The 20,656-nt window shown below is 46.7% G+C and carries 30 protein-coding genes and 8 pseudogenes; 23 read left to right on the top strand and 15 right to left on the bottom strand.

Going from position 1 to position 20,656, the window contains the following annotated elements:
- Positions 1–213: 213 nt before the first annotated feature.
- Positions 214–357: a hypothetical protein gene (locus tag ACD630_RS03005; RefSeq protein ID WP_430358077.1), complete on the bottom strand. Its 144-nt coding sequence runs from the start codon at positions 355–357 to the stop codon at positions 214–216.
- A gap of 756 nt (positions 358–1,113) precedes the next feature.
- Between ACD630_RS03005 and ACD630_RS03000 the strand changes: the two genes are divergently transcribed.
- Genes ACD630_RS03000 through ACD630_RS02990 form a run of 3 tightly spaced genes read left to right on the top strand, consistent with a single transcriptional unit; the run spans position 1,114 to position 2,957 of the window.
- On the top strand, positions 1,114–1,536 hold the full coding sequence (locus ACD630_RS03000) for a reverse transcriptase domain-containing protein (RefSeq protein ID WP_430358076.1): 423 nt from the start codon (positions 1,114–1,116) through the stop codon (positions 1,534–1,536).
- A complete protein-coding gene (locus ACD630_RS02995; RefSeq protein ID WP_430358075.1) occupies positions 1,508–1,888 on the top strand; it encodes a reverse transcriptase domain-containing protein in 381 nt (126 codons plus the stop codon). The genes ACD630_RS03000 and ACD630_RS02995 overlap by 29 nt, the downstream gene beginning before the upstream one ends.
- Before the next feature lie 28 nt (positions 1,889–1,916).
- Entirely contained in the window at positions 1,917–2,957 is a 1,041-nt protein-coding gene (locus tag ACD630_RS02990) for an IS481 family transposase (RefSeq protein WP_430358074.1), read from the top strand.
- Between the two features lie 39 nt (positions 2,958–2,996).
- Here the strand turns inward: ACD630_RS02990 and ACD630_RS02985 are convergent, their stop codons facing one another.
- Positions 2,997–3,881: a hypothetical protein gene (locus tag ACD630_RS02985; protein WP_430358073.1), complete on the bottom strand. Its 885-nt coding sequence runs from the start codon at positions 3,879–3,881 to the stop codon at positions 2,997–2,999.
- Between ACD630_RS02985 and ACD630_RS02980 the strand changes: the two genes are divergently transcribed.
- Positions 3,873–4,268 (top strand): group II intron maturase-specific domain-containing protein, encoded by a 396-nt coding sequence (locus tag ACD630_RS02980; protein ID WP_430358072.1) that lies wholly within the window; start codon positions 3,873–3,875, stop codon positions 4,266–4,268. The genes ACD630_RS02985 and ACD630_RS02980 overlap by 9 nt on opposite strands.
- Complete coding sequence (locus ACD630_RS02975; RefSeq protein WP_430360128.1) at positions 4,192–4,404, top strand: hypothetical protein; 213 nt, start codon at positions 4,192–4,194, stop codon at positions 4,402–4,404. The genes ACD630_RS02980 and ACD630_RS02975 overlap by 77 nt, the downstream gene beginning before the upstream one ends.
- On the opposite strand, the gene ACD630_RS02970 is transcribed toward ACD630_RS02975, so the two are convergent.
- Positions 4,345–4,482: a hypothetical protein gene (locus ACD630_RS02970; protein WP_430358071.1), complete on the bottom strand. Its 138-nt coding sequence runs from the start codon at positions 4,480–4,482 to the stop codon at positions 4,345–4,347. The two genes, ACD630_RS02975 and ACD630_RS02970, sit on opposite strands and share 60 nt — an antisense overlap.
- A 303-nt stretch (positions 4,483–4,785) precedes the next feature.
- On the opposite strand from ACD630_RS02970, the pseudogene ACD630_RS02965 reads away from it, so the two are divergent.
- From ACD630_RS02965 to ACD630_RS02945, 5 genes and pseudogenes are all read left to right on the top strand, one after another.
- Positions 4,786–5,172, top strand: a pseudogene (locus tag ACD630_RS02965) (helix-turn-helix domain-containing protein); the annotation flags it as partial.
- A 193-nt stretch (positions 5,173–5,365) separates the two neighbouring features.
- Complete coding sequence (locus ACD630_RS02960) at positions 5,366–5,701, top strand: IS630 transposase-related protein (RefSeq protein WP_430358070.1); 336 nt, start codon at positions 5,366–5,368, stop codon at positions 5,699–5,701.
- Positions 5,702–5,754: 53 nt separating this feature from the next.
- Positions 5,755–6,282, top strand: coding sequence for an IS630 family transposase (locus ACD630_RS02955; RefSeq protein ID WP_430358069.1), 528 nt, complete (start codon positions 5,755–5,757; stop codon positions 6,280–6,282).
- Positions 6,207–6,359: a hypothetical protein gene (locus ACD630_RS02950; protein ID WP_430358068.1), complete on the top strand. Its 153-nt coding sequence runs from the start codon at positions 6,207–6,209 to the stop codon at positions 6,357–6,359. The genes ACD630_RS02955 and ACD630_RS02950 overlap by 76 nt, the downstream gene beginning before the upstream one ends.
- A pseudogene (locus ACD630_RS02945) lies at positions 6,316–6,969 on the top strand (IS630 family transposase); the annotation flags it as partial. The gene ACD630_RS02950 and the pseudogene ACD630_RS02945, both read left to right, overlap by 44 nt.
- A gap of 104 nt (positions 6,970–7,073) precedes the next feature.
- Here ACD630_RS02945 and ACD630_RS02940 read toward each other — a convergent pair.
- The 4 genes from ACD630_RS02940 to ACD630_RS02925 all read right to left on the bottom strand — a co-directional run bounded on the left by ACD630_RS02940 (position 7,074) and on the right by ACD630_RS02925 (position 8,366).
- Positions 7,074–7,256: a hypothetical protein gene (locus tag ACD630_RS02940; RefSeq protein WP_430358067.1), complete on the bottom strand. Its 183-nt coding sequence runs from the start codon at positions 7,254–7,256 to the stop codon at positions 7,074–7,076.
- Positions 7,181–7,390 (bottom strand): transposase, encoded by a 210-nt coding sequence (locus ACD630_RS02935; protein WP_430358066.1) that lies wholly within the window; start codon positions 7,388–7,390, stop codon positions 7,181–7,183. The genes ACD630_RS02940 and ACD630_RS02935 overlap by 76 nt, the downstream gene beginning before the upstream one ends.
- Before the next feature lie 122 nt (positions 7,391–7,512).
- A complete protein-coding gene (locus ACD630_RS02930; protein WP_430358065.1) occupies positions 7,513–7,815 on the bottom strand; it encodes a transposase in 303 nt (100 codons plus the stop codon).
- A gap of 80 nt (positions 7,816–7,895) precedes the next feature.
- Complete coding sequence (locus ACD630_RS02925) at positions 7,896–8,366, bottom strand: IS630 transposase-related protein (protein ID WP_430358064.1); 471 nt, start codon at positions 8,364–8,366, stop codon at positions 7,896–7,898.
- A 235-nt stretch (positions 8,367–8,601) separates the two neighbouring features.
- On the opposite strand from ACD630_RS02925, the gene ACD630_RS02920 reads away from it, so the two are divergent.
- Entirely contained in the window at positions 8,602–9,000 is a 399-nt protein-coding gene (locus ACD630_RS02920) for an H-NS family nucleoid-associated regulatory protein (protein ID WP_430358063.1), read from the top strand.
- A 257-nt stretch (positions 9,001–9,257) separates the two neighbouring features.
- Here ACD630_RS02920 and ACD630_RS02915 read toward each other — a convergent pair.
- From ACD630_RS02915 to ACD630_RS02905, 3 genes and pseudogenes are all read right to left on the bottom strand, one after another.
- A pseudogene (locus ACD630_RS02915) lies at positions 9,258–9,482 on the bottom strand (VOC family protein); the annotation flags it as partial.
- Between the two features lie 164 nt (positions 9,483–9,646).
- Positions 9,647–9,901 (bottom strand): hypothetical protein, encoded by a 255-nt coding sequence (locus ACD630_RS02910; protein WP_430358062.1) that lies wholly within the window; start codon positions 9,899–9,901, stop codon positions 9,647–9,649.
- 170 nt (positions 9,902–10,071) lie between these two features.
- The gene (locus tag ACD630_RS02905; RefSeq protein ID WP_430358061.1) at positions 10,072–10,434 is read right to left on the bottom strand and encodes a transposase; all 363 of its coding nucleotides are present in this window, start codon (positions 10,432–10,434) and stop codon (positions 10,072–10,074) included.
- A gap of 27 nt (positions 10,435–10,461) precedes the next feature.
- Between ACD630_RS02905 and ACD630_RS02900 the strand changes: the two are divergent.
- The 3 genes and pseudogenes from ACD630_RS02900 to ACD630_RS02890 form a co-directional block, all read left to right on the top strand.
- Positions 10,462–10,803: pseudogene (locus tag ACD630_RS02900) on the top strand (transposase); the annotation flags it as partial.
- 53 nt (positions 10,804–10,856) lie between these two features.
- A complete protein-coding gene (locus tag ACD630_RS02895) occupies positions 10,857–11,048 on the top strand; it encodes a transposase (protein WP_430358060.1) in 192 nt (63 codons plus the stop codon).
- A gap of 17 nt (positions 11,049–11,065) precedes the next feature.
- A pseudogene (locus ACD630_RS02890) lies at positions 11,066–11,604 on the top strand (IS5 family transposase); the annotation flags it as partial.
- A 178-nt stretch (positions 11,605–11,782) separates the two neighbouring features.
- Here ACD630_RS02890 and mutH read toward each other — a convergent pair.
- The gene (gene mutH, locus ACD630_RS02885; RefSeq protein WP_430358059.1) at positions 11,783–12,463 is read right to left on the bottom strand and encodes a DNA mismatch repair endonuclease MutH; all 681 of its coding nucleotides are present in this window, start codon (positions 12,461–12,463) and stop codon (positions 11,783–11,785) included.
- A gap of 151 nt (positions 12,464–12,614) precedes the next feature.
- On the bottom strand, positions 12,615–12,956 hold the full coding sequence (locus ACD630_RS02880; RefSeq protein ID WP_430359866.1) for a transposase: 342 nt from the start codon (positions 12,954–12,956) through the stop codon (positions 12,615–12,617).
- 18 nt (positions 12,957–12,974) lie between these two features.
- Here ACD630_RS02880 and ACD630_RS02875 point away from each other — a divergent pair, with 18 nt between their 5' ends.
- Positions 12,975–13,796 carry an IS630 family transposase gene (locus ACD630_RS02875; RefSeq protein WP_430358058.1) on the top strand — a complete coding sequence of 274 codons (822 nt, stop codon included), beginning with the start codon at positions 12,975–12,977 and terminating at the stop codon, positions 13,794–13,796.
- A 19-nt stretch (positions 13,797–13,815) separates the two neighbouring features.
- Positions 13,816–14,697 (top strand): annotated as a pseudogene (locus ACD630_RS02870) (IS256 family transposase); the annotation flags it as partial.
- Positions 14,698–14,773: 76 nt separating this feature from the next.
- On the opposite strand, the gene ACD630_RS02865 reads toward ACD630_RS02870, so the two are convergent.
- Positions 14,774–15,148, bottom strand: a complete 375-nt coding sequence (locus ACD630_RS02865) for an IS630 transposase-related protein (RefSeq protein ID WP_430358057.1) — start codon at positions 15,146–15,148, stop codon at positions 14,774–14,776.
- A 441-nt stretch (positions 15,149–15,589) separates the two neighbouring features.
- On the opposite strand from ACD630_RS02865, the gene rppH reads away from it, so the two are divergent.
- From rppH to ACD630_RS02850, 3 genes are all read left to right on the top strand, one after another.
- A complete protein-coding gene (gene rppH / locus ACD630_RS02860; RefSeq protein WP_430358056.1) occupies positions 15,590–16,117 on the top strand; it encodes an RNA pyrophosphohydrolase in 528 nt (175 codons plus the stop codon).
- Positions 16,118–16,384: 267 nt separating this feature from the next.
- Complete coding sequence (locus ACD630_RS02855) at positions 16,385–17,233, top strand: hypothetical protein (RefSeq protein ID WP_430358055.1); 849 nt, start codon at positions 16,385–16,387, stop codon at positions 17,231–17,233.
- 82 nt (positions 17,234–17,315) lie between these two features.
- A complete protein-coding gene (locus ACD630_RS02850; protein ID WP_430358054.1) occupies positions 17,316–17,462 on the top strand; it encodes a hypothetical protein in 147 nt (48 codons plus the stop codon).
- Between the two features lie 6 nt (positions 17,463–17,468).
- Here the strand turns inward: ACD630_RS02850 and ACD630_RS02845 are convergent, their stop codons facing one another.
- Together ACD630_RS02845 and ACD630_RS02840 are read right to left on the bottom strand one after the other, a co-directional pair.
- Positions 17,469–18,002 carry an IS630 family transposase gene (locus ACD630_RS02845; protein ID WP_430359865.1) on the bottom strand — a complete coding sequence of 178 codons (534 nt, stop codon included), beginning with the start codon at positions 18,000–18,002 and terminating at the stop codon, positions 17,469–17,471.
- Positions 17,926–18,291, bottom strand: a complete 366-nt coding sequence (locus ACD630_RS02840) for an IS630 transposase-related protein (RefSeq protein WP_430358053.1) — start codon at positions 18,289–18,291, stop codon at positions 17,926–17,928. The genes ACD630_RS02845 and ACD630_RS02840 overlap by 77 nt, the downstream gene beginning before the upstream one ends.
- A 155-nt stretch (positions 18,292–18,446) precedes the next feature.
- On the opposite strand from ACD630_RS02840, the gene ACD630_RS02835 reads away from it, so the two are divergent.
- The 4 genes and pseudogenes from ACD630_RS02835 to proQ all read left to right on the top strand — a co-directional run bounded on the left by ACD630_RS02835 (position 18,447) and on the right by proQ (position 20,640).
- A complete protein-coding gene (locus ACD630_RS02835) occupies positions 18,447–18,677 on the top strand; it encodes a hypothetical protein (protein ID WP_430358052.1) in 231 nt (76 codons plus the stop codon).
- A 47-nt stretch (positions 18,678–18,724) separates the two neighbouring features.
- Positions 18,725–19,120, top strand: a pseudogene (locus ACD630_RS02830) (transposase); the annotation flags it as partial.
- A gap of 250 nt (positions 19,121–19,370) precedes the next feature.
- A pseudogene (locus ACD630_RS02825) lies at positions 19,371–19,854 on the top strand (GAF domain-containing protein).
- An 84-nt stretch (positions 19,855–19,938) separates the two neighbouring features.
- Positions 19,939–20,640, top strand: coding sequence for an RNA chaperone ProQ (proQ, locus tag ACD630_RS02820; protein WP_430358051.1), 702 nt, complete (start codon positions 19,939–19,941; stop codon positions 20,638–20,640).
- Positions 20,641–20,656 lie beyond the last annotated feature (16 nt).

The raw sequence follows: 20,656 nt of genomic DNA, 5'->3' as shown, positions 1-20,656 counted from the left end.
GGATATGCCCCCCTCCCCGAAACCCCGTACACCAGGAATGAGCATAACTCGCAACACGCTCAACATTGAACGTCTTGAGGCGTTACCGGCTTGCGGATTTAACCAAAATGGCCGAGATGAGTAAAAAAGAGAATGCCAGAATAGGCCGAGAGCTGGAAAGGGTAAGAATCACTACAATTCTCACCTCTGTTTGCGCACTTGTAATTTCAGTACTTACTTACCTTTTTTTCTGATGTTTTCAGCAGAATCGGCAACGAAGGTATAACTTGTTCTCAGATTCCTTTCGGCTGGCTGTGGCGTAGGCTTAGGTGCTGTTTGCGGCTTACTTTCTTCAGAGGGTTTATTTGATTCGCTCATTTAATTTCTCCGTGTCTGAATAGTAAATTTTGGCGAGTTAACGATATAGCTAAACGACTTAAAAATGATTACAACAGATACCCTGATATGCGGCAAAAAAGCATAGCTGGCTGTTATCAAAATAATGTCGGTTGGCTATATCAGATGTGGAAATGCGCCGCCAGACGCTATCTTGCACTTAATCCCAAGGCTACGCTTCGGCGTGGCTTTTTTATGTGTGCCGGGCATGCCCGACAGCTTGGGGGTGAAAGTCCCCTGTACAGTCTGATGGTGGCGAAGGACTAGCGAAGTGCAAGGGCGTCATCGCGAGGTAGGGTCTGAAGGAAGCGTGGAGCAAAGCCATGACCTGACGAACAGAAACCTGATACAAGGCTCATCCGATCGGCAGAGCGAGCATATGATCGCGAAGGCCATAACCATCAACGGTCGAGTGAGTAAATCAGGCAGGTGTGTGGTGAAGGCGGTCGGGTTTACCCCGGGAGGTCTGCATAGCGTCCTGCATTCAGGACTGAGCTCATCGTGAGGTGCGCTGATCGCTATGCAGAAGTCAGCAGAGGGCATAGTAGGGGAAACCTGAAGGCCCGAACAGTGATGAGTGGCGAGTATCGCCGGAGGTTCTGAACGGTCATGCAGCAGAAAACGCAATGCGACCCCGATGAGAGCAGAAGGGGTGAAGCCCCGACTCCTGCCCCATCAGGGGCTGAAACCGTCCAGACATAACCGGAGCGGGAAAGCCCGTCGTCCGGGGATAGTCTCATGGAGGTTATCCTCAACCAAGAAAATCTGAAGCAGGCGCTGAAAAGAGTAAAAGCCAACAAAGGCGCGCCGGGTGTGGACGGAATAAGCGTGAGCGAACTCCCCGACCATCTGAAACGCCAGTGGCCGGAACTGCGGAGTAACCTGCTGGCTGGCAGATACAAACCTCAGCCCGTCCGTAGGGTGGACATACCGAAACCCGAGGGAGGAACTCGACAACTGGGAATCCCGACGGTAATGGACAGGTTCATCCAGCAGGCAGTGATGCAGGTGCTGCAAAGCCAGTGGGATCCGACCTTCAGTGAAAGCAGCTATGGGTTCAGCGTTGGCAGGTCAGCGCATCATGCGGTGAAGCGAGCAAAGAAATACGTGGAAGAAGGCCACCACTGGGTGGTTGGACATCGACCTCGAAAAATTCTTTGACCGGGTAAACCACGATGTACTGATGAGCCGGGTGGCAAAGCGGATAACGGATAAGCGGGTGTTAAAGCTTATCCGGGCCTTCCTGAATGCTGTAATCATGCAGGCAGGGCTGGTCAGCCCACAGATGGAAGGCACACCGCAGGGTGGTCCGTTGTCGCCCCTGTTGTCGAATGTGTTGCTGGATGAACTGGATCGCGAGCTTGAAAAGCGCGGCCTGAAGCACGTCCGCTACGCAGACGACAGCAATATAGCCAAGCGACATTATAGCTGTATTTTTTTGCCACATATCAGGGCATTGGCTGTAATCATTTTTAAGTCGGTTGGCTATACCGGTTTTGATATGGGTGTCTAATCCTAAAACAAAACGCGAGGTAACTCTCATGCTTCATACTAACAATCCCATTATCAAACACAAAGCCGGCCTGCTCAATCTCGCCGAAGAACTCGGTAACGTATCAAAAGCCTGCAAGAGCATGGGTGTGTCACGCGATACATTTTACCGTTATCAGGAACTGGCTGCTGAAGGCGGCATTGATGCGCTGGTTAACCAGAACCGCCGGGTTCCGAACCTGAAGAACCGCGCCGACGAAGCCACTGAACGCGCGGTTGTTGATTATGCTATTGAGTTCCCGCCCCATGGGCAGCACCGGACCAGTAATGAGCTGCGTAAAAAAGGCGTATTTATCTCCGGCAGCGGCGTGCGCTCCATCTGGCAACGACACGACCTGGAGAACTTCCGTAAACGCCTGAAGGCGCTTGAGGAAAAGGTCGCCAGAGAAGGCATTGTCCTTACCGACGCTCAAATCGCAGCCCTGGAGAAGAAGGCGCACGATGATGAGGCCTGCGGTGAAATCGAGACGGCACATCCCGGGTATCTGGGCTCGCAGGACACCTTCTACGTGGGCAATCTGAAGGGGGTGGGCCGTATCTACCAGCAGACGTTCGTGGATACGTACTCGAAAGTGGCGCACTGCAAGCTGTATACAAATAAAACACCGCTCACCGCCGCCGACCTGCTCAATGATAGCGTACTCCCGTTCTACGAGGCTCAGGGACTGCCGGTGCTGAGAATATTGACCGACAGGGGTGCGGAGTACTGTGGTAAAGTGGAGCAGCATGATTATCAGCTTTATCTGGCTATCAACGATATCGAGCATACGAAAACGAAGGCGATGTCTCCGCAGACGAACGGCATCTGCGAGCGCTTCCATAAAACCATTTTGCAGGATTTTTATCAGGTTACGTTCGGCAAGAAGTTATATGGAGACCTGGAAAGCCTGCAGGCAGATCTGGACAACTGGTTGTGGCATTACAATACTGAGCGAACTCATCAGGGAAAAATGTGCTGCGGGCGTACGCAGATGGCCACTTTACTCGATGGAAAACGGATCTGGGCAGAAAAGAATCTGAACCAGATGTAATCTGACAGACACCTGTATAAATAATGGGTAACTGTCAGATCAGGTCTGAGCTAGTACAACTAATCTGAGTGTCAGAGCTACGCCTGGCTGAACTTTCACTCGCCGTCCGGTGTTCTTGTCTTTCCGCTTCGCTTTTGCTGTTCGCGTTATGATCACGGATGTTTCCCCGATCTCCATATTGGCTTTTTTCCCTTTCCAGCCAACCTGTCCGTTTGCGATAAATGGCAAATCGTCTGCAATTTCACCAATTTTACGGGTGTCACCGCCCCACTCGGCCCGATGCCCTTCCTTTCCCCGGATAAGCCAACATATTCCCTGGGAGCTTAATGTGCGCATATGCCCGATAGAGTCACCTTCACGGTCAATGAGATGAACTAACTTCTTCCCGGTATCAAGAGACTCAACGCGGGCGATATCAGCCGTCAAAGCATCCATATGAGTCAGACTCTCAGACAAACCCTCGGTTAGCGTTGAACGACAACCCGCCCTATCGGTTAGAGTTTGAGACAGGGGCGCTATTGGTAAACCATTTGCAGCATCAAGCAGTAGGCGGGTTTGTGGTTCATAACCGACGTCGCCACCATGCGTCATTTTCAAACGTTCTTCTTTCCCATTGTGGGTACGAAACTGTAAATGAGACCAGTCGTGAACGACGGGAGCGTATGGATGCGGGCTAAGTGCAACCTGCCGGAGAGCCAGCGAAATAATCGGTTCATTGAGCTGACTGAAGCTAATACGTTCATTATTAAAAAAACGCCAAACGGCCTGAGTAGTGGCGAATGTTGTTTTCTGCGCGCAGGCAAGGTTTTTAACGGCTGACGCCAATGGTGCTGCAGGAGTCATGTGTTGCTTAAGCAGACGCTGATAACGCCGGTTAAGGCGGGCATCAATCCCGCCGATGGATAAGTTGAGATCATGCAGCAACGTAATAGCAGATATTGCCAAAGATGTGTAGATACCTATGAGTCGATAAGACGGGCTAAATCCCGCCTGAGAGAGATAACCGGGCGCAGCAAAGGCCGCAGTCTGGAACAGGTTATCGGCAAACTCAGGGTATATCTGACGGGATGGCGGAACTACTACAGTCTGAACGAGTTACCGTCACTGACGCGCAACCTGCTGGGGTGGGTAAGAAGGAGGTCGTGCAGTCTGCTGTGGAAACAGTGGAAGAAAGGGCGGACTCGTTATAGCGAGCTCAGGGTGAGAGGGGGCGGTATAGCCAACCGACTTAAAAATGATTACAGCCAATGCCCTGATATGTGGCAAAAAAATACAGCTAATTGTTATCAAAATAATGTCGCTTGGCTATAAGGACCTTGCAGCCCAGACAGTGGGCAGTTGTCACAAGCAATGGCGGATCAGTCTGTCACCAGCGCTGTGCATAGCCCTACCAAATAGACATTTCAGAGAAATGGGCCTGCCGGATATAAGGTGGGCGACGATATAACATATAGCCAACCGACTTAAAAATGATTACAACAGATACCCTGATATGCGGCAAAAAAGCATAGCTGGCTGTTATCAAAATAATGTCGGTTGACTATAACTGAACCGCCGTATACGGATCCGTATGTACGGTGGTGTGGGAGGAAGTTGATCGTGAGATCGGCTCCTATCCCTATTCCCTGAAATCACACAGCGCCCACTTAGCGGCGGTGTTAACTAAATTCTGCCAATAAGGGGCACCCGAAAAGCGGCATCGTCACCGCCTTTGGCAGAACCATTATAACTGTGCCAAGGCGAAGCATTATGAAAGAAATATCTCTTTATACCCGTGATCATTGAAGATGCTTGATTTTACGCGGTAAGCAGATCATGCTCACCCACTATGAAGATATTTATTACCGACAAGCAAAAAGCCGAACTCGAACACCTTCATGACACCAGTCGTGATAAGCGTGTTTGTGATCGCATCAAAGCCGTCCTGCTGGCCTCCGAAGGCTGGAGCTCTGCGATGATTGCGCAAGCTCTGCGTCTGCACGAAACGACGGTAAACCAACATATCAACGATTACGTCAACACTCGCAAACTTAAACCTGAAAACGGTGGGTCTGCAAGTCGGCTTTGTGCTGAAAAGACTGCGCTCTTAATCAGCTATTTATCTCAACATCTTTTCCATCATACCCACGACATCGTGGCTTATGTCGAACATCGCTGGGCTATCCGATTCAGTATTCCCGGCATGAACAAGTGGTTGCACCGTCATGGTTTCTCCGGCTTTGTTGAATAAACATATTTTATGCTGCACCCCCGGTGAAACGACAGATCCTCGCAACGCAAAATCATGCAGTTAGTCCTCATAAGAAAACTGTAAACCTGAGGTGACAAGCATTTTCTACCAAAACTGGCTTGGCAAAACAGCATGACTCACTATAGCTAAACGACTTAATTTTGATTGCATTATTTAAATGAGCTATTCAATTGATTTTAGACGTAAAGTGATATCTACACGGGAAGAAGAAGGGTTGAGTATCCGAGAAACAGCGAAGCAATTTCGGATTGGCCCTGCCTCTGTATCGCGTTGGATTAATCAAATAGCGTCAAAAGCATTGACCACGCGTCAGCGAAAGAGCGATAAATCCGAGTTGATAAAAGATGTTGAACCATATCCAGATGCTTACCAAAAAGAACGTGCAGAGCGTTTTGGCGTTTGTCAGAAGGCCATTTGGCACGCTCTTAAAAAGCTGGGATTGACCTATAAAAAAAACTCTATAGCCAAGCGACATTATTTTGATAACAATTAACTGTATTTTTTTGCCACATATCAGGGCATTGGCTGTAATCATTTTTAAGTCGGTTGACTATACGTCATCCGAAAGCCGACGGAAGCGCCCGGCAAGCATTTCAACAAAAAATACAACAGTATGAAAAAGAAGGTAAGCCTATTGTTTTTATTGATGAAAGTGGTTTTCCACACGATCCCCCACGGACTCACTGCTATTCCCCAAAAGGTCAACGGTGTTTTGGCCTGAAGAACGGGGGAGCCAAGGGAAGAACAAATGTTATCGGCGCTTTATTAGGCACCACGCTGTTTGCTATCGGATTATTTGATATCAATATTAACAGCGATGTTTTCTATTCCTGGGTCACACAAGTCCTTATCCCAGTCCTCCCTAAAAACAGTGTAATCGTGATGGACAATGCAACTTTTCACAAAAAACATAATATTCAACAAGTCATCATCGATGCAGGGTATATGGTGGAGTATTTGCCTACATATTGGCCAGATCTTAACCCCATTGAGCATAAATGGGCACAAGCAAAAAGCAAAAAAAGAGAGAGTGGTTGCGATACAGAGATTTTGTTCTCAGTCCATATGTTGTAATCAAAATTAAGTCGCTTGGCTATATTATTCAACAAAGCCGGTTTCTCCTACAAAAAACCGGCGGGCGTACCCCATAAGTTCAGTGAAGAAAATCAGAAGCATTTCATTGAATATTATGAGAATTTAAAGAAAACAGCCAGCAATGAGCCGATTCTGTTTATCGATGCGGTTCATCCGACACAAGCCACAAAGCTCAGTTATGGATGGATACGAAAAGGGCATAAAAAGTCAGTTAAAACAACGGGAAGTCGAACCCGTCTGAATATACTGGGTGCGCTGAATCTGAGCGATATCGGCGGTACGGTTATTCAGGATTACAAAACAATTAATGACTACAACATTGCTCGTTTTTTCATTGAGATACGCAAACGTTACCCTGATTACCGACAGAGAATCCATGTAATACTGGACGGTGCGGGTTATCACCGAACCCAATTGATTAAGGATTGGGCCTTTGTCGTGAACATAGAGCTTCACTATTTACCGCCTTACAGTCCGAATCTGAACGCGATAGAACGCCTGTGGAAAGTGATGAATGAGCATACACGGAATAATCGCTATTTTGAAAACACCCGCGATTTTCGGGATGCAATATTCAATTTTTTCACCAATACGCTACCAGAAATAGCGGACTCGCTGACGTCCAGAATTCACGATTGTTTTCAGGTGCTCAAACCTGCATCTTGAGGTTTATTGGGTATATGATTTAAAAAGAATTGTTTCATATGATCCTGATAGTGGACTTTTTAAAAGGAAAGTCGCTTTCAGGAAAACACACCCCATTGGTTCTGTCATTGGCAAGTTTGATAAAGACGGATATTTACGTGGAAGCGTGCTAGGCAAAAAATTTCAATTACATCGCCTAGCGTGGTTCTATAGACAAGCGACTTAATTTTGATTACAACATATGGACTGAGAACAAAATCTCTGTATCGCAACCACTCTCTCTTTTTTTGCTTTTTGCTTGTGCCCATTTATGCTCAATGGGGTTAAGATCTGGCGAATATGTAGGCAAATACTCCAGCATATACCCTGCATCGATGATGACTTGTTGAATATTATGTTTTTTGTCTTTGTTGAATAATAGTGAGTCATGCTGTTTTTCCATGCCAGTTTTGGTAGAAAATGCTTGTCATCTCAGGTGTACACTTTTCTCATGATGCCTAACTGCATGATTTTGCGTTGCGAGGATCTGTCGTTTCACTGGGGGTGCAGCATAAAATATGTTTATTAAACAAAGCCATGTTTTTTGTAAAAAGTTGCATTGTCCATCACGATTACACTGTTTTTAGGGAGTACTGGGATAAGGACTTGTGTGACCCAGGAATAGAAAACATTGCTGTTAATATTGATATCAAATAATCCGATAGCAAACAGCGTGGTGCCTAATAAAGTGCCGATAACATTTGTTCTTCCCTTGGCTCCCCCGTTCTTCAGGTCAAAACACCGTTGACCTTTTGGGGGCTTTGTTGAATAAATAGATTTTATGCTGCACCCCCAGTGAAACGACAGATCCTCGCAACGCAAAATCATGCAGTTAGGCATCATGAGAAAAGTGTACACCTGAGATGACAAGCATTTTCTACCAAAACTGGCATGGAAAAACAGCATGATTACCTATTATTCAACAAAGCCCCTTTTGGGGAATAGCCGTGAGTCCGTGGGGTATCGTGTGGAAAACCACTTTCATCAATAAAAACAATAGGTTTACCTTCTTTTTCATACTGTTGTATTTTTTGTTTAAATGCTTGCCGGGCGCTTTCGTCGGCTTTCGGATGACGTAGCGTTTTTTTATAGGTCAATCTCAGCTTTTTAAGAGCTTGCCAAATGGCCTTCTGACAAACGCCAAAACGCTCTGCACGTTCTTTTTGGTAAGCATCTGGATATGGTTCAACATCTTTTATCAACTCGAATTTATCGATCTTTCGCTGACGCGTGGTCAATGCTTTTGACGCTATTTGATTAATCCAACGCGATACAGAGGCAGGGCCAATCCGAAATTGCTTCGCTGTTTCTCGGATACTCAACCCTTCTTCTTCCCGTGTAGATATCACTTTACGTCTAAAATCAATTGAATAGCTCATTTAAATAATGCAATCAAAATTAAGTCGTTTAGCTATAATAAATAGAGGCAACCACGAGGCGTTGTGTTATTAACCAGCTAACGATTAACGTCCCTGCTTTACCCGCGCCTCGCGTTACGCATTTTTTTACATAAGACGCTATAAAAAATATTTCATGCCGGCGTATCTGGTGTATATTGGAGAATCAAAAAATATCTTGTAAGCTAATAATGTCTCTTCTTTTTAAAGGAACACCATGATGAGTTTTGACGTGCTAAGTAATATTCGTTCTCTTCGCGCTCAGGCCCGAGATACCGATCTTGAAACCCTGGAAGAGCTGTTAAGCAAATTCACTGCAATTGTGGAAGAGCGCCGCGAAGAAGACAGCAAAATTCAGAAAGAGCAGGCAGAACGTTTGGCAAGACTGGATGCCATTCGTGCTCAGCTTCTTGAAGACGGTATTGATCCGGCTGAACTGCTGGAAAGCGTGAAATCCAAACCGGCCAAGGCCAAACGCGATCCTCGTCCGGCGAAATATAAATATATTGATGAGAATGGCACCGAGCAAACCTGGACCGGCCAAGGCCGCACGCCGAAAGCGATCCGTGAAGCCATTGATGGCGGAAGCAAAACGCTGGAAGATTTCGAGATTTAATTTGTTCTCTTCCTTGCCGTATTAGCGCGCATCACTTGTCTTGTTATGCATGGAGTAACGTTGTACTCCATGCATATCTTTTCTAATCTGCGATCGTTATTACCACCTGCGTTTCGCCTTCCTTGACAAAAAGTTTTTATCCCCCAAAGACCCGATTAAAATGGCGGAAAAATTAATACCGCTGGTGTATTAGCATGCGTATCAATCAGGATCCGATTTTCTTTGATCGTTTGCAGCCAACAAAAGAAGTGATATCACTAAGAAGCAATACTGCGATGAAAGACGGCTTCGATGTTATATCCATCAGGATCGCGTACAAATGCCGCATAATAATGGGCATGATACAGCGCTCGAATTCCTAGCTTGCCATTATCCTGTCTGCCCGCCTCGATTGCCTCATGATAAAATGTATCAACAATATCACGCGTTTCAGCAGTAAATGCAAAATGCGTCGCCGGGCAAGGTAATGCTTTTCCATGATAGGGGCTTTGTTGAATAAATAGATATTATGCTGCATAGCCATAAAGGCTGCGGATTCCCTTGACGTAAAATCAGTATGTTAAATCCAGAGCGTAGTGATGCATCCCGGAGCGATCAGCATTTTAATCCAAAACAGGCGTGTCATAACAGCATTATTCTCTATTATTCAACAAAGCCCCTGATAGATCCAAAATTCGCCGCCAAGATCGCTGGACTTTCCATATCCTTCCAACACACCAAAACTTAACGCATGATTAAAATCTTTAATCAGACGATACCCTAGCGGTGCCAGCGCGCTTTCATAAAACTGCCGACTGCGACCACCGGAACACTTAAATGATCTAACATTGAACGTTCCCCCTGTTATAAACACAAAACCGCTTGCACATTGATGCATCCTGTTTTCATCCTGAAAACCCATCCGTTATCCCCTAAATAATTCGAGTTGCAGGACAACACGTTTACGTTTTGAACGCCGTTTGCGGCGGGCTCGTTAGAAGTGAGGTCTAGGGATGGACCGAATAACGAGTGCAGCCAACACACCTGTAACTTGAAATATGACGGGTATATAGCTAAAAGACTTAATTTTGATTACACCATATGGACTGAGAACAAAATCTCTGTATCGCAACCACTCTCTCTTTTTTTGCTTTTTGCTTGTGCCCATTTATGCTCAATGGGGTTAAGATCTGGCGAATATGTAGGCAAATACTCCACCATATACCCTGCATCGATGAGGACTTGTTGAATATTATGTTTTTTGTGAAAAGTTGCATTGTCCATCACGATTACACTGTTTTTAGGGAGTACTGGGATAAGGACTTGTGTGACCCAGGAATAGAAAACATCGCTGTTAATATTGATATCAAATAATCCGATATAGCCAAGCGACATTATTTTGATAACAATTAGCTGTATTTTTTTGCCACATATCAGGGCATTGGCTGTAATCATTTTTAAGTCGGTTGGCTATACCTATGGCTTCAGGCGCTGGAGACGTTCGGTGGGACATGGGATCACCGCTATCCGCAGATAAGCTGGAGCTGGCAGTCAAACTGGGCCAACCTGTCGACATTCTTCTCGTACCCGCAGGAACTTCGCAAGGTAATCTACACGACGAACGCTATAGAATCACTGAACAACGTGCTCCGGCATGCAATTAAGAAACGCAAGGTGTTCACGACTGATGATTCGGTGAAGAAGGTCGTATGTCTGGCAATCCAGGCGGCATCACAGAAATGGACGATGCCCTTACAGGACTGGCGTATGGCAATGAGTCGCTTTATTATCGAGTTCGGTGACCGCCTTGACGGTCACTTCTGAGGAAAGGCATTTACACAAAATCTTAAACAGGCTCCCTAAACAGTGTAATCGTGATGGACAATGCAACTTTTCACAAAAAACATAATATTCAACAAGTCCTCATCGATGCAGGGTATATGGTGGAGTATTTGCCTACATATTCGCCAGATCTTAACCCCATTGAGCATAAATGGGCACAAGCAAAAAGCAAAAAAAGAGAGAGTGGTTGCGATACAGAGATTTTGTTCTCAGTCCATATGGTGTAATCAAAATTAAGTCGCTTGGCTATAATATCCGTGCGCTCAAATGTGCGGCTGGCGCTCAAAAAAACATCTCGATATTACCAACGATAATAGCCTGGGTCGCTCACGAGGTGGTTATGGCACCAAAATCCACATGGCGACTGACGGAAGCGGCATCCCGCTAAACATCGTACTGAGTGCTTGGCAGGGTCACGAAAGCCTGTTTGCGTTACGACTCCTGGACGGAATTGGCGTGCAACGCCAGAACGGCAGCATGAAGCGTCGTGGCCATGCAGTACTGGCTAACAAAGCCTACTCTGGGAATGCACTACGTAACGAGTTGAAAAAAAGAGGGATAAAAACGGTTATTCCCCGAAAATCAAATGAAAAACTGGCTTCAGATGGACGCTCGCAACTTGATCGTGATGCTTATCGCCGTCGCAACGTTGTGGAAAGGTGCTTTGGCCGTTTAAAGGAATATCGACGGATCGCCACACGTTATGAAAAAATGGTAAGAAACTATCTAGCAATGGTGAAACTGGGCTGCATCCGCTTGTTTTACCGCCGGTTACGCAATTAAGGGACACAGCCTAGTACGATCTTCAAAATGGTCAGCGTGCCGAGCGCCAGCCATGCATTCGAATCAACAATCCAATAGGACGTTATATCAATCACACCTAAACTAAATGTAAACGTAGATTATACGCTTCGCTTTCGGCTTTCTGGCAAGAAAAAACGATACGCATTATCTGTACCGTTTAAAGATGGAAGTGACGGGCTAGCATTGGGCCGGTAAAGGTTTTCTTTAAATAGAAACCGCGAGGTAGCGTCATGATGGGCTGACCAAACTCGCCGATCGCTTGTGTTAGCGCCTTGCTGTTGGCTCCTTTGGGGCGTAATTGTAATACCTCGCCGTGACGCGCGGTGATGCTCTCCACTTTGCCGAGCACAATCAGGTCCATCAGTTCTTCCCAATCCCTACGCAGCAGATCTTCCTCCTCGGGAGAGGGGCTCCAGATAAGCGGCGTGCCGATGTGCCGTTCGCCAAGCGGGATGTCACGCGACCCTTCTACCGGGATCCACAGCACTCGAGCCAACTTATGCCGCACATGGCTGCTTTCCCATGTCACACCGCTGTTGCCGGTCAGCGGAGCCACCGACACGAAGGTGGTTTCAAGCGGCCTGCCCCGGTCATCAATCGGAATAGTTTTTAGCTCCACGCCAATTTCCGGAAAATCCTGTTCTGGTTTGCTGCCCGCACTGGCACCGAGAAAGCGCTCAAGCAATACACCGATCCATCCTTTGTCGCGTTTAAGGTTGGCTGGCAGCGGCAGATTGGCTTGTACAGCAAGTTCTGCCAGCGTATAGCCGGCAAGCGCCTGTGTGCGCTCAAGTAGCGCATGTTCATCGGCGGGTGGTGTTGCAATCGGATTGGGCATATTCACCTATGAAACAGAATGTCAGACTGACTAAAAAATACAGCATCCATCAGGTTTTTCAACAGGGCGCTGCCGTGCCGAAAGGAAAACAATAATAGCATGATTCATAGCGTATTTTTTTGTTTATCCCGCCAATGTATAGCCAAGCGACTTAATTTTGATTACACCATATGGACTGAGAACAAAATCTCTGTATCGCAACCACTCTCTCTTTTTTTGCTTGTGCCCATTTATGCTCAATGGGGTTAAGATCTGGCGAATATGTGGGCAAATACTCCACCATATACCCTGCATCGATGATGACTTGTTGAATATTATGTTTTTTGTGAAAAGTTGCATTGTCCATCACGATTACCCTTTTTTTAGGGAGTACTGGGATAAGGACTTGTGTGACCCAGGAATAGAAAACATCACTGTTAATATTGATATCAAATAATCCGATAGCAAACAGCGTTGTGCCTAATAAAGCGCCGATATAGCTAAACGACTTAATTTTGATTACATTATTTAAATGAGCTATTCAATTGATTTTAGACGTAAAGTGATATCTACACGGGAAGAAGAAGGGTTGAGTATCCGAGAAACAGCGAAGCAATTTCGGATTGGCCCTGCCTCTGTATCGCGTTGGATTAATCAAATAGCGTCAAAAGCATCGACCACGCGTCAGCGAAAGATCGATAAATCCGAGTTGATAAAAGATGTTGAACCATATCCAGATGCTTACCAAAAAGAACGTGCAGAGCGTTTTGGCGTTTGTCAGAAGGCCATTTGGCAAGCTCTTAAAAAGCTGGGATTGACCTATAAAAAAACGCTACGTCACCCGAAAGCCGACGAAAGCGCCCGGCAAGCATTCCAACAAAAAATACAACAGTATGAAAAAGAAGGTAAACCTATTGTTTTTATTGATGAAAGTGGTTTTCCACACGATACCCCACGGACTCACAGCTATTCCCCAAAAGGTCAACGGTGTTTTGGCCTGAAGAACGGGGGAGCCAAGGGAAGAACAAATGTTATCGGCGCGTTATTAGGCACAACGCTGTTTGCTATCGGATTATTTGATATCAATATTAACAGTGATGTTTTCTATTCCTGGGTCACACAAGTCCTTATCCCAGTACTCCCTAAAAAAAGGGTAATCGTGATGGACAATGCAACTTTTCACAAAAAACATAATATTCAACAAGTCATCATCGATGCAGGGTATATGGTGGAGTATTTGCCTACATATTCGCCAGATCTTAACCCCATTGAGCATAAATGGGCACAAGCAAAAAGCAAAAAAAGAGAGAGTGGTTGCGATACAGAGATTTTGTTCTCAGTCCATATGGTGTAATCAAAATTAAGTCGCTTGGCTATATGCCAAAGGGATGACCACCCGCGAAATTGCCGCTGCGTTCAAAGAGCTGTATGACGCGGATGTCTCACCCGCCCTGGTATCGAAGGTCACCGATGCCGTTATGGAGCCGGTTGTTGAATGGCAAAATCGCCCCCTGGATGCGGTTTATCCCATTGTTTACCTTGACTGTATCGTTCTGAAAGTCCGGCAGGACAGCCGCGTTATCAATAAGTCTGTGCTCCTGGCGCTGGGTATCAATATCGAAGGCCAGAAAGAGCTACTGGGGATGTGGCTGGCCGAAAATGAAGGCGCAAAGTTCTGGCTGAACGTGCTGACAGAACTGAAAAACCGTGGCCTGACTGACATCCTCATTGCCTGTGTGGACGGCCTGAAAGGGTTCCCGGATGCCATCAACACGGTCTACCCGGAAGCCCGCATCCAGTTGTGCATCGTGCACATGGTGCGCAACAGTCTGCGCTTCGTTGCCTGGAAGGACTATAAGGCGGTAACACGCGACCTCAAAGCAGTGTATCAGGCTCCAGCCGAAGAGGCCGCGCTTCAGGCGCTGGAGACGTTCGGTGGAACATGGGATCACCGCTATCCGCAGATAAGCCGGAGCTGGCAGTCAAACTGGGCCAACCTGTCGACATTCTTCTCGTACCCGCAGGAACTTCGCAAGGTAATCTACACGACGAACGCTATAGAATCACTGAACAGCGTGCTCCGGCATGCAATCAAGAAACGCAAGGTGTTCCCGACTGATGACTCGGTGAAGAAAGTCGTATGGCTGGCAATCCAGGCGGCATCACAGAAATGGACGATGCCCTTACAGGACTGGCGTATGGCAATGAGTCGCTTTATTATCGAGTTCGGTGACCGCCTTGACGGTCACTTCTGAGGAAAGGCATTTACACAAAATCTTAAACAGGCTCGTATCGTCTGGAAAACCACTTTCATCAATAAAAACAATAGGTTTACCTTCTTTTCATACTGTTGTTTTTTTGTTGAAATGCTTGCCGGGCGCTTTCGTCGGCTTTCGGATGGCGTAGAGTTTTTTTATAGGTCAATCCCAGCTTTTTAAGAGCTTGCCAAATGCCCTTCTGACAAACGCCAAAACGCTCTGCACGTTCTTTTTGGTAAGCATCTGGATATGGTTCAACATCTTTTATCAACTCGGATTTATCGATCTTTCGCTGACGCGTGGTCGATGCTTTTGACGCTATTTGATTAATCCAACGCGATACAGAGGCAGGACCAATCCGAAATTGCTTCGCTGTTTCTCGGATACTCAACCCTTCTTCCTCCCCTGTAGATATCACTTTACGTCTAAAATCAATTGAATAGCTCATTTAAATAATGCAATCAAAATTAAGTCGTTTAGCTATATTATGCGATTCTTGCGCTGCGTCTGTGGATAAAACCGTCATGGAGCAATCTTTCACCACTCCGCCGGACAGCTGTTTTCTGTGTGGTTTATTTGCAGTGAATATGTCGTGGGTTAAATCGGTATTTTTTTGAAAATAAAGGAAGAATTTTGAGGTTGTTCGCTGCGATTTTAACGACAGAGAAAATGTTTTCCGCATGCTTTCATTTGGTTATGCACAGTGATATCCACAAAAATAGTGAATAAAAGCACTATGCCTGATGCACGCTGTTTATAACTCTTCCCCTTTCTGTGGGTTAGCCGCAGGTTATTCGTAGAATCAATGCCGTTAAGCAGGAGTTTACCGGGTGACGGGAGTGTGAAACAATCAGGTTATCTTTGCATTGAAAGTTTTCGAGGTAGTCCGGTGATCGATGATGATGGCTACCGCCCTAACGTTGGTATTGTAATCTGCAATCGGCTTGCTGAAGTGCTCTGGGCGCGCCGTTATGGTCAGCACTCCTGGCAGTTCCCGCAAGGGGGCATCAACCCGGGTGAAAGCCCTGAACAGGCCATGTATCGCGAACTGTTTGAAGAAGTGGGACTCAGGAAAAAGGACGTCCGTATTCTGGCTTCAACCCGTAGCTGGTTACGTTACAAATTACCAAAACGTTTGGTGCGTTGGGATACAAAACCGGTTTGTATCGGTCAAAAGCAGAAGTGGTTTCTGCTACAGTTAATGTGCAACGAATCTGATATCAATATGCAAAGCAGCGGCACGCCGGAGTTCGATGGCTGGCGCTGGGTGAGTTACTGGTATCCTGTGCGTCAGGTGGTGTCGTTTAAACGCGACGTTTACCGTCGGGTGATGAAGGAATTTATCAGCCCGGTTATACAACTGCAAGAGAACGCCGCGGCGAGGGCGCCTTCGGTGCCTCGGCGCAAAAGAGGATAAGTCGCGCTCATCATGCTCACGCGTTTGCAAGAAATCGTTGAGAAAGTGGCGGCGGCATCGCGCTTAAATGATGCGCTGGATCTGTTGGTCAATGAGACCTGCCAGGCGATGGATACGGAAGTCTGTTCTATCTATCTGGCCGATCACGATAGCCAATGTTATAGCCAAGCGACATTATTTTGATAACAATTAGCTGTATTTTTTTGCCACATATCAGGGCATTGGCTATAATCATTTTTAAGTAGGTTGGCAATATCTGCTATTACGTTGCTGCATGATCTCAACTTATCCATCGGCGGGATTGAGGCCCGCCTTAACCGGCGTTATCAGCGTCTGCTTAAGCAACACATGACTCCCGCAGCACCATTGGCGTCAGCCGTTAAAGACCTTGCCTGCGCGCAGAAAACAACATTCGCCACTACTCAGGCCGTTTGGCGTTTTTTTAATAATGAACGTATTAGCTTCAGTCAGCTCAATGAACCGATTATTTCGCTGGCTCTCCGGCAGGTTGCACTTAGCCCGCATCCATACGCTCCCGTCGTTCACGACTGCTCTCATTTACAGTTTCGTACCCACAATGGGAAAGAAGAACGTTTGAAAATGACGCATGGTGGCGACGTCGGTTATGAACTACAAACCCGCCTACTGCTTGATGCTGCAAATGGTTTACCAATAGCGCCCCTGTCTCAAACTCTAACCGATAGGGCGGGTTGTCATTCAACGCTAACCGAGGGCTTGTCTGAGAGTCTGACTCATATGGATGCTTTGACGGCTGATATCGCCCGCGTTGAGTCTCTTGATACCGGGAAGAAGTTAGTTCATCTCATTGACCGTGAAGGTGACTCTATCGGGCATATGCGCACATTAAGCTCCCAGGAAATATGTTGGCTTATCCGGGGAAAGGAAGGGCATCGGGCCGAGTGGGGCGGTGACACCCGTAAAATTGGTGAAATTGCAGACGATCTGCCATTTATCGCAAACGGACAGGTTGGCTGGAAAGGGAAAAAAGCCAATATGGAGATCGGGGAAACATCCGTGATCATAACGCGAACAGCAAAAGCGAAGCGGAAAGACAAGAACACCGGACGGCGAGTGAAAGTTCAGCTAGGCGTATAGCCAACCGACTTAAAAATGATTACAACAGATACCCTGATATGCGGCAAAAAAGCATAGCTGGCTGTTATCAAAATAATGTCGGTTGGCTATAGCTCTGACACTCAGATTAGTTGTGGTTCGCCTTACCGATACTCACGATAAATTTATCGGACGCTGGACGCTGCTCACAAACGTTAGCAACGAGATCACCAGCGCGGAAGTCGCTCGCTGGTATAGCCAAGCGACTTAATTTTTATTACACCATATGGACTGAGAACAAAATCTCTGTATCGCAACCACTCTCTCCTTTTTTGCTTTTTGCTTGTGCCCATTTATGCTCAATGGGGTTAAGATCTGGAGAATATGTAGGCAAATACTCCACCATATACCCTGCATCGATGATGACTTGTTGAATATTATGTTTTTTGTGAAAAGTTGCATTGTCCATCACGATTACACTGTTTTTAGGGAGTACTGGGATAAGGACTTGTGTGACCCAGGAATAGAAAACATCGCTGTTAATATTGATATCAAATAATCCGATAGCAAACAGCGTTGTGCCTAATAAAGCGCCGATAACATTTGTTCTTCCCTTGGCTCCCCCGTTCTTCAGCCCAAAACACCGTTGACCTTTTGGGGAATAGCCGTGAGCCCGTGGGGTATCGTGTGGAAAACCACTTTCATCAATAAAAACAATAGGTTTGCCTTCTTTTTCATACTGTTGTATTTTTTGTTGAAATGATTGCCGGGCGCTTTCGTCGGCTTTCGGATGACATAGAGTTTTTTTTATAGGTCAATCCCAGCTTTTTAAGAGCTTGCCAAATGGCCTTCTGACAAACGCCAAAACGCTCTGCACGTTCTTTTTGGTAAGCATCTGGATATGGTTCAACATCTTTTATCAACTCGGATTTATCGCTCTTTCGCTGACGCGTGGTCGATGCTTTTGACGCTATTTGATTAATCCAACGCGATACAGAGGCAGGGCCAATCCGAAATTGCTTCGCTGTTTCTCGGATACTCAACCCTTCTTCTTCCCGTGTAGATATCACTTTACGTCTAAAATCAATTGAATAGCTCATTTAAATAATGTAATCAAAATTAAGTCGTTTGGCTATATTACTGGCGCTGGGGTATTGAATCCTTTTTTAAGCTGCTGAAAGGTGCCGATTGTGATGTAGAAAAATGGCTTCAGCGCAGTGCTGGTGCACTGCTACGCAGGTTATTGATAGCTAGCATGGCATGTGTGCTGGTATGGCGGCTGCAACGCGTTGAAGGAGACGACAATGCGGCAGCCCGTCAGTTAATTTGCCGATTATCCGGACGACAACAAAAACGAGGGCGTAAAGAAAGCCCCCCAGCGCTGCTTGCCGGACTATCCATCCTGCTAAATACCTTGACGTTATTAGCAGACTATACCCCGGAAGAACTTGCCCACTTAGCTATGGTGGTTTTTAACCCTTTATGATGTGTAGATACCTATGCCTGAAGAACTAGGGAGCCAAGGGAAGAACAAATGTTATCGGCGCTTTATTAGGCACAACGCTGTTTGCTATCGGATTATTTGATATCAATATTAACAGCGATGTTTTCTATTCCTGGGTCACACAAGTCCTTATCCCAGTACTCCCTAAAAACAGTGTAATCGTGATGGACAATGCAACTTTTCACAAAAAACATAATATTCAACAAGTCATCATCGATGCAGGGTATATGGTGGAGTATTTGCCTACATATTCGCCAGATCTTAACCCCATTGAGCATAAATGGGCACAAGCAAAAAAAGAGAGAGTGGTTACACCGGATTGCGCTGTGAAGGTCGTCAGCATCATAGCCTACTTCCGGGCGTGCACGGTAATTGAATGTGTAGGGTCGGTTTCAGGAAAATCGGATGCTAGGGCAGGGGAATGAAATGTGCGCAATACGCTGACGAAGTGAATGGTGTTGTGGCATGCTGTGCAGTATGTCTCAATGCATCCTGTCACGTTTATGTGAATAAAAACGCAAAAGCGTATATCCTTCTTCTCTTGTGGAGACCTTGCCAGTATTGTCAGGCAGGGTGATTGACATTGTGGGATGATGCCCCTGAGTTATCGATGCTTGTTGCGTCAATCGGTTAGGGGGGCGTACTTCGGTATTTGGAAAAACTGAATTATTATTTATGAACAAACCATCATTTTATAGGGATCTTGCCGCACTGATTACGGGTGAACGCCGCTTTGTCACTATTTTGGCCAACAGCAGTGCGCTTCTGTTTGAGCGCCTGGAGGGCGTCAATTGGGCGGGTTTTTATCTTCTGGATGATGACACGCTGTTTCTTGGGCCATCAAGGCCGGGTTGCCTGTGTGCGCATTCCTGCGGGCAAAGGCGTTTGTAGGCGCGCGATAGCGGAGAACCGCATTCAACGTGTCGATGATGTGCATGCTTTTCCTGGTCACATCGCCTGCGATGCCGCCAGTAATGCCGAGATCGTGTTGCCGCTTTCTGTGAACGGCCAGCTGATTGGCGTGCTGGATATTGATAGCACGTCCTATGCGCGTTTTGACGAAGAAGGTCTTAAAGCGCTGGTCGCCGTGCTCTGCGCACAATTGCAACAGAGTGATGTGCTGATTTTTATCAATTCTCTCACGCAGAGAGAAGGATAACGTAGCAATTGCTGATGGCGTCATTATAATGTCGCCTGTTCATGCCTGCGCTGGTTGGCAAACCCGTTGTAATCAGGAAATTTCATGGAAAATCAACCTAAGTTGAACAGTAGTAAAGATGTCATTGCCTTTTTGGCAGAACGGTTTCCGCTTTGTTTCACCACTGAAGGTGACACTCGGCCTTTGAAAATCGGTATTTTTCAGGATCTTGTCACGCGTGTGTCAGAGACTGACAGTGTGAGTAAAACGCAATTGCGTTCTGCATTGCGCCTTTATACCTCCAGCTGGCGTTACCTGTACGGCATCAAGCTGGGTGCCCAACGTGTGGATTTGGATGGCAATCCGTGCGGTGAATTGGAACAGCAGCATGTCGATCACGCTCGCAAGCAGTTGGAAGAAGCGAAAGCGCGCGTTCAGGCGCAGCGAGCTGAGCAGCAAGCAAAACGTCGCGCTGCGGGTGAAACTACCGATCAACCTGCGCGTCAGCGTAAACCTGCCCCGCGTCGCGAGCGCCCAGCAGCCGACAGTGCTCCGCGTCAACCTCGTTCCACTGCGCCGCGTGCTTCTGCGCCTCGCCAGCCCAAAGCGGCTACCGAGCGTGCGCCGCAACCGCAGCGTGTTAACGTGACGGATATTACTGCCCTGAAAATTGGTCAAGAGATCAAAGTCAGAGCGGGCAAAGATGCCATGGACGCTACGGTGCTTGAGATTGCCAAAGGTGAAGTTCGGGTTCAACTGGCTTCCGGTCTGGCAATGATTGTGCGCGCAGAACACTTGCAGTTCTGATACGGAGGGCCAACCA

It is taken from the genome of Symbiopectobacterium sp. RP (genome assembly GCF_050472005.1).
Taxonomy (GTDB): Bacteria; Pseudomonadota; Gammaproteobacteria; order Enterobacterales; family Enterobacteriaceae; genus Symbiopectobacterium.
This window is presented reverse-complemented; position numbering and strand designations above follow the sequence as displayed.